6 protein-coding genes are annotated in these 11617 nt (G+C 72.0%); 3 read left to right on the top strand and 3 right to left on the bottom strand.

The genetic code is table 11. The features are described from left to right. Positions 1 to 42: 42 nt before the first annotated feature. Both ACZ4N4_RS22895 and ACZ4N4_RS22890 read right to left on the bottom strand, forming a co-directional pair. Positions 43 to 3384 carry an ATP-dependent helicase gene (locus tag ACZ4N4_RS22895; protein ID WP_467591522.1) on the bottom strand — a complete coding sequence of 1114 codons (3342 nt, stop codon included), beginning with the start codon at positions 3382 to 3384 and terminating at the stop codon, positions 43 to 45. Between the two features lie 266 nt (positions 3385 to 3650). Further along, positions 3651 to 4037 (bottom strand): MGMT family protein, encoded by a 387-nt coding sequence (locus tag ACZ4N4_RS22890; protein WP_467591519.1) that lies wholly within the window; start codon positions 4035 to 4037, stop codon positions 3651 to 3653. Positions 4038 to 4198: 161 nt separating this feature from the next. Between ACZ4N4_RS22890 and ACZ4N4_RS22885 the strand changes: the two genes are divergently transcribed. The 3 genes from ACZ4N4_RS22885 (at position 4199) to ACZ4N4_RS22875 (ending at position 10356) form a co-directional block, all read left to right on the top strand. Next, complete coding sequence (locus ACZ4N4_RS22885; protein WP_467591516.1) at positions 4199 to 6994, top strand: lysylphosphatidylglycerol synthase domain-containing protein; 2796 nt, start codon at positions 4199 to 4201, stop codon at positions 6992 to 6994. Between the two features lie 148 nt (positions 6995 to 7142). After that, positions 7143 to 8684: an alpha/beta hydrolase gene (locus tag ACZ4N4_RS22880; protein WP_467591513.1), complete on the top strand. Its 1542-nt coding sequence runs from the start codon at positions 7143 to 7145 to the stop codon at positions 8682 to 8684. A 133-nt stretch (positions 8685 to 8817) separates the two neighbouring features. Continuing rightward, positions 8818 to 10356 carry an alpha/beta fold hydrolase gene (locus ACZ4N4_RS22875; protein ID WP_467591510.1) on the top strand — a complete coding sequence of 513 codons (1539 nt, stop codon included), beginning with the start codon at positions 8818 to 8820 and terminating at the stop codon, positions 10354 to 10356. Positions 10357 to 10418: 62 nt separating this feature from the next. On the opposite strand, the gene moeZ is transcribed toward ACZ4N4_RS22875, so the two are convergent. Continuing rightward, complete coding sequence (moeZ, locus tag ACZ4N4_RS22870; protein ID WP_351704789.1) at positions 10419 to 11597, bottom strand: adenylyltransferase/sulfurtransferase MoeZ; 1179 nt, start codon at positions 11595 to 11597, stop codon at positions 10419 to 10421. Positions 11598 to 11617: the final 20 nt, after the last annotated feature.

Raw genomic sequence — 11617 nt, 5'->3', positions numbered from 1 at the left:
GCTAACGGTGACCACTGACAACCGTGGGACGGGCGTCGTACGTCACTCGACCACGTGGCGCCCCTCGGGTCGCGCGCTGCACGACGCCCGGAACGCGCAGTGCGTGCAGTGCTGGCCGGTGGTCGGTGTGAACCGTTCGTCGAGGACCTTGCCGGCGGCGGTGGCCAGCAGGTCGCCGACCCACTCCCCCTCCAGCGCCTCCTGGGCCTGCACCTTGGGCAGAGTCTCGCCGCCGTCGCGCCGGGCGGCGCCCTGCCGGAGGTGGACCAGTTCGGCGCCGCCGGCCTCGGGGCGTACGCCGTCGAAGGCCTCGTCCACGGCGCCCTCGCGGACCGCGAGCTGGTAGACGGCGAGTTGCGGGTGCCGGGCCACCTCGGCGGCGCTCGGGGCCTGCTTGCCGGTCTTGAAGTCGACGACGTAGGCCCGGCCCTCGCCGTCCGTCTCCACGCGGTCCATCTGGCCGCGGATGCGCACCTCGTAGTCGCCCGCTTCGAGGCTGACGTCGAAGTCCTGCTCGCTGGCCACGGGGGTGCGTGCGGTGCGGTCCAGGACGTGCCACTTCAGGAAGCGTTCGAGCGCCACGCGCGCGTTCTCCTTCTCCTGGGCCGACTTCCAGGGGGCGTCGAAGGCGAGCGCGTTCCACACCGACTCCAGGCGCTCCATGAGGACCGCGAGGTCGGCGGGGGTGCGTCCGGAGGCGACCTCGTCGGCCAGGACGTGCACGACGTTGCCGAAGCCCTGGGCGGTGGTGGCGGGCGCGTCGGCCTTGACCTCGCGGCCCAGGAACCACTGCAGGCTGCAGGTGTTGGCGAGCTGGTCGAGGGCGCTGCCGGAGAGCACGACGGGCTGGTCGCGGTCGCGCAGCGGCACCTTGCTCTCGGTCGGCTCGAACATGCCCCACCAGCGGTAGGGGTGGGCGGAAGGCACCAGGGGGCGGCCGTCGTCGTCGGCGAGCGCGGCCAGCCGGGCCAGCCGCCGGGCGGCGGCCTCCCGCAGCGTGTCGGACGCGCGCGGGTCGACCGTGGTCGCGCGCAGTTCGGCGACCAGGGCGGCCACGGAGAGCGGGCGGCGGGGCCGTCCGGTGACGTCCTGAGGCTCGGCGCCCAGTTCGGTGAGGAACCGGGAGGGCTGGTCGCCGTCGTCCGCGGGAGCCTTCACCGCGGTGACGACGAGGCGCTCACGCGCGCGCGTGGCGGCGACGTAGAACAGGCGGCGCTCCTCGGCGAGGAGCGCGCCCGGGGTGAGCGGTTCGGCCAGGCCGTCGCGGCCGATCCGGTCGGCCTCCAGCAGCGAGCCGCGGCGGCGCAGGTCGGGCCACAGGCCCTCCTGGACGCCGGCGACGACGACCAGGCGCCACTCCAGGCCCTTGGAGCGGTGCGCGGTCAGCAGGCGGACGGCGTCGGGGCGTACCGCGCGCCCGGCGAGGGTGTCGGCGGCGATGTCCTCGGCCTCGATCTCCGCAAGGAAGTTCAGCGCGCCCCGGCCGCCGCTGCGCTCCTCCGCGCGGGCGGCGGTGGCGAACAGCGCGCACACGGCGTCCAGGTCCCGGTCGGCGTTGCGGCCGGCCGCGCCGCCGCGCCGCGCGGCGCGTTCCAGGCGCGAGGGCCAGGGCGTGCCGTTCCACAGGTCCCACAGCGCCTCCTCGGCCGTACCGCCGCCCGCCAGGCGCTCCCGGGCCTTCCCGAGCAGTGCGCCGAGCCGCTGCGCCCCGCGCGCGTACCCGGGGTCGTGGACGGCCAGGCGCTCGGGTTCGGCGAGGGCCCGGGCGAGCAGGTCGTCCGAGGGCGGCGGCAGCGCGTTGCCGGCCGCCCGTTCCTCGTCACGCAGGGCGCGGCCGAGGCGGCGCAGGTCGGCCGCGTCCATGCCGGCGAGAGGGGAGGCGAGCAGGGTGAGCGCGGTCTCGGTGCCCAGCCAGCAGGAGGCTGGCTCGGTGTTCTCGTCCCCGCTGGGGCTCGCCTCGTCGGTGACCGTCCCCGCACCCGGGTGTGCCGCTTCCGCCTCCGCCACCGCCCTGAGCGCCGTCAGCAGGGGGGCCACCGCCGGTTCGTGGCGCAGTGGCACGTCGTCGCCGTCGATGTCCAGGGGTACGCCGGCCGCGGTGAGGGCGCGGCGGACCGTCGGGATGGTGCTGGACCCGGCGCGCACCAGGACGGCCATGTCGCTCCAGCGCACGCCGTCCTCAAGGTGCGCGCGCCGCAGGATGTCGGCGATGTTGTCCAGCTCGGTGCCGGGCGTCGGGTACGTGTAGACCTCGACGGCGCCGCCGTCCCGCACGGCGTCCAGTTCGCGGTGCGCGCGCACCTTGTCGGCGGGCAGCCTGGTCAGCGGCATCCGCTGGGTCAGCAGGCGGGTGGCGGCCAGCAGGGCGGCGCCGGAGCGGCGGGAGGTGCGCAGTACCTCGACCGGGGCGGGACGGCCGTCCACGCGCGCGAAGGCGGATGGGAAGTCCAGGATGCCGTTCACGTCGGCGCCCCGGAACGTGTAGATCGACTGGTCCGGGTCGCCGAACGCGACCAGCGTGCGGCCGCCGCCGGCCAGGGCGTGCAGCAGCCGCACCTGGGCGGGGTCGGTGTCCTGGTACTCGTCGACGTACACGGCGTCGTAGCGGCCGGCCAGGTCCAGGGCGACCTCGGGGCGCTGGGTGAGCAGCACCGCGCGGTGCACGAGTTCGGCGTAGTCGAGGACGCCCTGGAGGTCGAGGACGTCGAGGTACTCGGCGAGGAAGGCGGCCGCGGCTCGCCAGTCGGGGCGGCCGATACGGCGGGCGAAGGCGTCCAGGGCGGCGGGGTCGAGGCCCAGTTCGCGGGTGCGGGCGAGCACCGCGCGGACCTCGTCGGCGAAACCCCGGGTGGTCAGGCAGGCGCGCAGTTCGTCGGGCCAGCGCACCGGGTCGAGCCCGAGCCGCTCCAGCTCGGCCTGGCCGGCCAGCAGCTCCCGGACGGTGACGTCCTGCTCGGGGCCGGAGAGCAGCCGCAGCGGGTCGACGAACAGACCGCTGTCCTGGTGGGCTCGGACCAGGGCGTAGCAGTACGAGTGGAAGGTGGTCGCCCGGGGCGCGCGGGCGGCGCCGACGCGCAGGGCCATGCGGTCGCGCAGTTCGACGGCGGCCTTGCGGCTGAACGTCAGCACCAGGATCCGCTCGGGGTCCCCGCCGCGGGCCATCCGCGCGGCCACCGATTCCACGAGGGTGGTGGTCTTCCCGGTGCCGGGACCCGCGAGCACGAGCAGCGGGCCGGCCGCGTGGTCAACCACGGCGCGCTGTGCGGCGTCCAGACGAGGGGGACCCGTGTCGGCCGGCGGGGTCCGCACCAGTCGGTAAGCGCCACGGGTCCCCTGTCGCACCTGGGGGTGCGACAGGCGCCTGGTGGAGGAAGAGGAGCTCACGTGGTTCGCCGGTCCTGGTGGGTGTGCTGGTTGGCTCGCGGTCGCGCGGGCAGTGCGGTGGCCGTGGGGTGAGCGAGACCCGCGCAGCCGACGCTACGCCGACGAACCGGACGGAAGCAGAGCTTCCGCTTCTTCCCGTCCGCCTCGGGCGGCACTCGTGGCACGCGCACCCCACATCCCACGAACGTACGTCATGCCACGGACGTCCCGGATGTCCCTCGAACGGGCCACTGGTTCCCCCCGAGGGCCTCGGATGGCGGAAGCTGTCAAGTGTGAGCCCCCGAGTCCGCGTCGCCGTCCCACCGCGCCCGCTTCATGTCGAGCCGCGGCAGATGACCCTCCGCGGCCCTGCTCGCCTCCTTCAGCGCGGTGCCCTCCGCGCGGTAGTGGTCCAGGGCGCTCAGCTCGTGCCCCGGCAGCAGCACCCCGTCGGCGCGCACCACCCGCCACCAGGGGACGGAGCCGCCGTAGAGGGACATCACCCGCCCCACCTGACGTGGCCCTCCCTCCTCCAGCCACTCCGCGACGTCGCCGTAGGTCATCACGCGCCCGGGCGGAATCCGCTCGGCGACCTCCAGGACCCGCTCGGCGTACTCGGGCAGTTCGTCCGCGTACCCCTCTCGGGTGCCCTCGGGAAGGCTCTGCTCGCTCATTCGCCCCATCCTGCCGCACCCCACCGACAACCCGCGCGGTCCGTGTCAGGTCGCCGTCTCGCCCCCGGGCGGCGCTTGGGGCAGACTGTGCGCCCCCGCATCTGCACCCTGATGCCCTCGTGTGTCGGTGGGGCATGCCACCATCGTGCGGGCGGTGACTGGTGATACGAGATCAAGAAGAGACGACCAAGCAGCAGGGCGTGCACCCCGACGGAGCGGCGGGCACCCCTGACGCCGCCGCACGCCCGGACGCGGCCGAATCCGGCACCGTACCTTCGGAATCCGCGCGCGCGGAGGTCGTGGAACCGGACGCCGGACGCCCGCCCCCCGCCGTCGGACCCGACGCCGCCCCCGACGCCCCCGAGGCGGAACACGTGCCGGACGAGATCCACACGGACGAGGTGGAGGGCGACGAACCGCTGCTCCCCGCGCGCGTGCACCGCCCCTCCGACCTCATGCGTCTTCTGGTCGGCGTGCTCGCCATCGCCGTGCTGCTCGGCATCGCCGCGTTCGCGCACGGCACCACCTCCGGGCTCGAACAGGACATCAACAAAGGCACCGGGCAGGCCCCCGACCTGCTGATCAAGATCGCGGGGCTGGCCTCCAGCATCGCGATCCTGCTCGTGCCGGTCGCGTTCGCCATCGAGCGGCTGATCAAGCGGGACGGGCTGCGCATCGCCGACGGCGTGCTCGCGGCCGTCCTCGCGCACGGTGTGACCCTCGCCACCGACCTGTGGGTGGCCAGAGCCGCCCCCGGCTCGATCCAGGAGGCGCTCACCCAGCCCTCCCCCGGCGACATCCATGCCCTCACCGACCCGGTGCACGGCTATCTCGCGCCCGTCATCGCCTATATGACGGCCGTCGGCATGTCCCGGCGTCCGAGATGGCGCTCGGTGCTGTGGATCGTGCTGCTGCTCGACGCGTTCTCCATGCTCGTCACCGGCTACACGACACCGTTCTCGATCATCCTCACGGTGCTGATCGGCTGGACCGTCGCCTACGGCACGCTCTACGCGGTGGGCTCCCCCAACGTCCGCCCCACCGGCCGGACCCTGCTGGCGGGGCTGCGGCACGTCGGCTTCCACCCGGTCGGCGCGGCCCGCGAGGAGGCCCTCGACACCGAGAACGGCGACCGGGGCCGGCGCTACTTCGTCACCCTGGAGGACGGCCCGCCGCTGGACGTCACGGTCGTCGACCGGGAACAGCAGGCCCAGGGCTTCTTCTACCGCGCGTGGCGCAACCTGACGCTGCGCGGCTTCGCCACCCGCTCCAGCCTCCAGTCGCTGCGCCAGGCCCTGGAGCAGGAGGCGCTGCTGGCGTACGCGGCGATCGCGGCCGGTGCCAACGCGCCCAAGCTGATCGCCACCTCCGAGCTGGGCCCGGACGCCGTGATGCTCGTCTACGAGCACACCGGCGGCCGCACCCTGGACTCGCTGGCTGACGAGGAGATCACCGACGAACTGCTGCGCAACACCTGGCACCAGGTACAGGCGCTGCAGTCGCGCCGGATCGCGCACCGCAGACTCGCGGGTGACGCCATCCTGGTGGATCGTTCCGGCCAGGTGATCCTCACGGATCTGCGCGGCGGTGAGATCGCGGCCGGCGAGCTGCTGCTGCGCATGGACGTCGCCCAGCTCGTCACCACGCTCGGCCTGCGGGTCGGCGCCGAGCGGGCGGTGGCCTCGGCGGTGGGTGTGCTCGGGCCCGACGCCGTCGCCGACTGCCTGCCGATGCTCCAGCCGATCGCGCTCACCCGCTCCACGCGCGCGACGCTGCGAAGACTGGCCAGAGAGCGCGCCCAGCGCGAACGCGACGCGGTCCTGGAGGCGTCCCGGCAGGCCAAGCAGGCCCGCGCGGAGGAGGCCGAGAAACCCGACAAGAAGACGGTGCGCGCCGAGCAGCGGGCCGAGAAGCGGGCCCTGGACGACGCGCTGGAAGAGGCCCGCGAGGAGGACCTGCTCACCCAGATCCGGCACCAGGTGCTGAAGATCAGGCCGCAGGCGCCCGTCGAGCCGGCCCGCCTGGAGCGGGTCCGGCCGCGCACGCTGATCAGCCTCATCGCCGGCGCGATCGGCGCGTACTACCTGCTGACCCAGCTCACCCACATCGAGTTCGGCCCCCTGGTCGCGAACGCCCAGTGGGGCTGGGTGATCGCCGCGGTGCTGTTCTCGGCGGTCAGCTACGTCGCCGCCGCGATGGCGCTGCTCGGGTTCGTGCCCGAGCGGGTGCCGTTCGTGCGGACCGTGGCGGCGCAGGTCGCGGGGTCGTTCGTGAAGATCGTGGCGCCCGCGGCGGTCGGCGGTGTCGCCCTCAACACACGCTTCCTGCAGCGCGCCGGTGTGCGCCCGGGCCTCGCGGTGGCGAGCGTCGGCGCCTCGCAGCTGTTCGGGCTCGGTTGTCACATCCTGATGCTGCTCTCCTTCGGCTACCTGACCGGTACCGAGAAGACCCCGTCGTTGTCGCCGTCCCGCACCGTCATCGCGGGCCTGCTGACCGTCGCCGTGCTGGTCCTCGTGGTGACCTCGGTGCCGTTCCTGCGGAAATTCGTCTCCACGCGGGTGCGGTCGCTTTTCGCGGGCGTCGTACCTCGCATGCTGGACGTGCTGCAGCGGCCGCAGAAGCTCGTCACCGGCATCGGCGGCATGCTGCTGCTCACCGCCTGCTTCGTGATGTGCCTGGACGCCTCCATCCGGGCGTTCGGCAACGAGGGCTCCTCGCTCAGCATCGCCAGTGTCGCCGTCGTCTTCCTCGCCGGAAACGCGCTCGGCTCCGCGGCGCCGACCCCGGGCGGAGTCGGTGCGGTCGAGGCGACCCTGACCGTCGGCCTGATCGCCGTCGGCCTCCCCAAGGAGGTCGCGGCCCCCGCCGTCCTGCTGTACCGGCTGCTGACCCTGTGGCTGCCGGTCCTGCCCGGCTGGCTGGCCTTCAACCACCTGTCCCGCAAGGGAGCGCTGTAGCCCCGGCGCCGACGCCAGGGGGCACGAGACGCTTCAGGGGGCACGAGACGCTCCCGCTCGCACCGGATGCGCCGCGGGCATCCCGGGGTCGTACCTCGTACGGCTCGCGCCCCGCGCGCGTGGGCGCGTGCGACCCCAGGATGGGAGCATGCCGAACCCCTTCCGGATCCGTGTCGCCGCCCTGGTCACCGCCCTGATGCTGTCCTCCCTGCTGGCCGGGTGCAGCGACAGTGCCAAGGCCGGGGATCTGGCGGCACAGAAGCTGGACTGGAAGGCCTGCCCGGCCCCCGACGAGGCCGAGGGCGGTGGCGGCGCCCCCTCGCCGCTGCCCGGTGGCGCTGCCTGGCAGTGCGCGACCATGAAGGCGCCGCTGGACTGGTCGAAGCCGAAGGGCGCCACCATCGGTCTCGCACTGATCCGTGCCGAGGCCAGCGGCGACGCGAGCAAGCGGATCGGCTCCCTGATCTTCAACTTCGGCGGGCCCGGCGGCAGCGGCGTCACCACGCTCCCCGCGTTCGGCGAGGACTACGCGGCCCTGCGCACCCGCTACGACCTCGTCAGCTTCGACCCGCGCGGAGTCGGCCGCAGCGACCCCGTCGAGTGCGAGAACGACGAACAGCTCGACAACTACTTCCAGCAGGACGCGACGCCCGAGACCAGCGCCGAGCGCACCCAGCTGATCAACCGCACCAAGCAGTTCAACGCCGCCTGCGAGAAGAACTCCAAGACGATCCTGCCGCACGTACGCACCACCGACGCGGCCCGCGACATGGACCTCATGCGCCAGGTCCTCGGCGACAAGCAGCTGCACTACTTCGGCATCTCCTACGGCACCGAACTCGGCGGCGTCTACGCCCACCTGTTCCCGAAGAACGTGGGCCGAGCCGTCCTCGACGGCGTCATCGACCCCACCCAGAACCCCGAGCAGAGCTCGCTGGGACAGGCCAAGGGCTTCCAGCTCGCGCTCGACAACTTCGCCGAGGACTGCACCTCCAAGAAGACCGAGTGCCCGATCGGCGACACCCCGCAGGACGTGAAGGACCGTATCGCCAAGCTCCTCGTGGACCTCGACAAGAAGCCGATCCCCGGCATCCTCCCCCGACAGCTGACCCAGACCGCCGCCACCAACGGCATCGCGCAGTCCCTGTACTCCAAGGACTTCTGGGAGTACCTCACCGAGGGACTCGAAGAGGCGTACGACGGCGACGGGAAGATCCTGATGCTGTTGTCCGACTCCATGAACGGCCGTAGCCAGAACGGCGAGTACAGCAACATCACGGCGGCGAACATCGCCATCAACTGCGCGGACGAGAAGCCCCGGTACACCGCCGACTACGTCCAGCAGAGGCTGCCCGAATTCCGGGCCGCGTCCCCGCTGTTCGGCGACTACCTCGCGTGGGGCATGGTCAGCTGCACGAGCTGGGCGGTGCCGGGTGCCGCCGACCATCCCGACGTCAGCGCACCCGGGTCGGCGCCGATCCTGGTCGTGGGCAACACGGGCGACCCGGCCACGCCGTACGAGGGCGCGAAGAAGATGGTGGAGTCGCTGGGGAAGGGCGTCGGGGTGGAGCTGACGTACCGGGGGCAGGGGCACGGGGCCTACGACAGCAAGAACAAGTGCGTGCAGTCGGACGTGAACGGTTACTTGCTGGAGGGGAAGGTACCGAAGGCCGGCACGGTCTGTTCGTGAGCGGGGGGAGTTAAGAAATCGCAGGTCAAAAGGTTATCCACAGGCCGCAACAGCCTTCGCTCGATCCGCCTACTATGACCTGACCGCTTTCCGCGACGAACCTGCGGAGAGCCTGTGTGGGGGGTGTGCGCGCATGTTGCGTTCTGTACGGTGGGCGGCCGCTGTTGCCGCCGGGTTGCTGGTGGCCGGGTGCGGTGGTGGGTCCTCCGGCGGGGGCGGGGACGAAGGAAAGACACGGTCCCAACAGCCGTCGCCGGCCTCTGCCGCCCTGCCCTCCTCCCTCACCTCCCAGAAGCTCGACTGGGGCCGCTGCAAAGCCACTTCGGACTCCGCCGCGCCCGGTGGCGAGTGGCGGTGCGCGACGCTCAAGGTGCCGCTGGACTGGGCGAAGCCGGACGGGAAGACCATAGGGCTGGCGCTGATCCGGGCGAAGGCCAGCGGGGGTTCGGGCCAGCGGATCGGCTCATTGCTGTTCAACTTCGGCGGTCCTGGCGGCTCGGGCGTCTCGACGATGCCGTACTACGCCACCACCGTCTCCACGCTGCGCGAGCGGTACGACCTGGTGAGCTGGGATCCGCGCGGGGTGGGCGCCAGTGAGGGGATCCGCTGCCGCAGCGACAAGGACATGCGGTCCGCCGAGTCGATCGACGCCACCCCGGACACGGCGGCGGAGGAGACGGCGTACTTCCAGGACGCCGCCGCCTTCGGCAAGGGCTGCGAGACGGCGTCCGGCGAGCTGATCGCGCACGTCTCGACGACCGACACGGCCCGGGACATGGACCTGATGCGCCAGGTGCTCGGCGATACGAAGATGCACTACTTCGGTATCTCCTACGGCACCGAACTCGGGGGCGTCTACGCCCACCTGTTCCCGAAGAACGTGGGGCGGCTGATCCTGGACGCGGTGGTCGACCCGACCGCGGACTCGGTCGGACACGCGAAGAACCAGGCCCAGGGCTTCCAGCGGGCACTGGACGACTACCTCAAGTCCACCGGGCAGGACCCGGAGCAGGGTTCGCAGAAGATCGTGGACCTGCTGGAGAAGCTCGACACCGCGCCGCTCACGACCTCCTCCGGGCGGAAGCTGACCCAGACCCTCGCGGTCACCGGCATCGTCCTGCCGCTGTACAGCCAGGACAGCTGGCCGACCCTGACCAGCGCGCTCCAGGCGGCCGAGGACGGCGACGGCTCGGAGCTGCTGTCGCTCGCGGACCAGTACAACGAACGCGACACCTCGGGGCACTACGGCACGGCCGCCCACTCCCAGCGGGTCATATCGTGCCTGGACGACAAGCAGCGGCCCTCGCTCGCCCAGACGAGGAGGCTGCTGCCCGAGTTCGAGAAGATCTCGCCCGTCTTCGGCGACTTCCTGGGCTGGGACACGGCCGGCTGGTGCCACGACTGGCCGGTGGCCGGGGAGTACGACACCCCGGAGGTGAGCGCCCCGGGCGCGGCCCCGATCCTGCTGGTGGGCAACACGGGCGACCCGGCGACCCCCTACGAGGGCGCCCGGAGAATGGCCGACGAACTGGGCAAGGGCGTCGGCGTCGAGCTGACCTGGAAGGGCGAGGGCCACAGCGCGTACGGCCGCGGGAGCGACTGCGTGGACTCGACGGTGAACGGCTATCTGCTGGACGGCACGGTCCCGAAGGACGGCAAGGTCTGCTCATGACGAAGGCGGGGGCTCCGGGCGCCTGCCGCGCCCGAAACCCCCGCCCGTCGCTGAGACCGCGCTCAGTAGACCGGCTTCTCCGGCTCGATCTGGTTGACCCAGCCGATCACGCCGCCGCCGACATGGACTGCGTCCGCGAAGCCCGCGGACTTCAGGACCGCGAGGACTTCCGCACTGCGGACACCCGTCTTGCAGTGCAGGACGATCTTCTTGTCCTGGGGCAGGCCCTCCAGGGCGGTGCCGAGCAGGAACTCGTTCTTCGGGATCAGCTTGGCGCCCGGGATGGAGACGATCTCGTACTCGTTCGGCTCGCGGACGTCGATGATCTCGATGTTCTCGCCGTCGTCGATCCACTCCTTGAGCTGCTTGGGAGTGATCGTCGAGCCGGCCGCCGCCTGCTGGGCCTCCTCGGAGACGACGCCGCAGAAGGCCTCGTAGTCGATGAGCTCGGTGACGGTCGGGTTCTCGCCGCAGACCGCGCAGTTCGGGTCCTTGCGGACCTTCACCTGGCGGTACTGCATCTCCAGGGCGTCGTAGATCATCAGGCGGCCGACGAGGGGCTCGCCGGTGCCGGTGAGCACCTTGATGGCCTCGGTGACCTGGATGGAGCCGATGGACGCGCAGAGCACGCCCAGCACGCCGCCCTCGGCGCAGGAGGGGACCATGCCCGGCGGCGGGGGCTCCGGGTAGAGGCAGCGGTAGCAGGGGCCGTACTCGGACCAGAAGACCGAGGCCTGGCCGTCGAAGCGGTAGATCGAGCCCCAGACGTACGGCTTGTTGAGCAGCACGCAGGCGTCGTTGACCAGGTAGCGGGTGGCGAAGTTGTCCGTGCCGTCGACGATCAGGTCGTACTGGCTGAAGATGTCCATCACGTTCTCGGCCTCGAGCCGCTCCTCGTGAAGGACCACGTTCACGTACGGGTTGATGCCGAGGACGGAGTCACGGGCGGACTCGGCCTTGGAGCGGCCGATGTCGGCCTGGCTGTGGATGATCTGGCGCTGCAGGTTCGACTCGTCGACCTCGTCGAACTCCACGATGCCGAGGGTGCCGACACCGGCCGCGGCGAGGTACATCAGCGCCGGCGAGCCCAGGCCGCCGGCGCCCACACAGAGCACCTTGGCGTTCTTCAGCCGCTTCTGCCCGTCCATCCCGACATCGGGGATGATCAGGTGGCGGGAGTACCTGCGGACCTCGTCTACGGTGAGCTCAGAGGCTGGCTCGACCAGGGGTGGCAGCGACACGGGGACTCCGTTGGTCGGTC

It is taken from the genome of Streptomyces sp. NPDC026538, from assembly GCF_055567535.1.
This window is presented reverse-complemented; position numbering and strand designations above follow the sequence as displayed.

Coding starts and splice junctions, on each gene's coding strand:
- ACZ4N4_RS22890 (WP_467591519.1), bottom strand. CDS start 4,037: ATGAGCGAGCAGAGCCTTCCCGAGGGCACCCGAGAGGGGTACGCGGAC.
- ACZ4N4_RS22880 (WP_467591513.1), top strand. CDS start 7,143: ATGCCGAACCCCTTCCGGATCCGTGTCGCCGCCCTGGTCACCGCCCTG.
- ACZ4N4_RS22875 (WP_467591510.1), top strand. CDS start 8,818: ATGTTGCGTTCTGTACGGTGGGCGGCCGCTGTTGCCGCCGGGTTGCTG.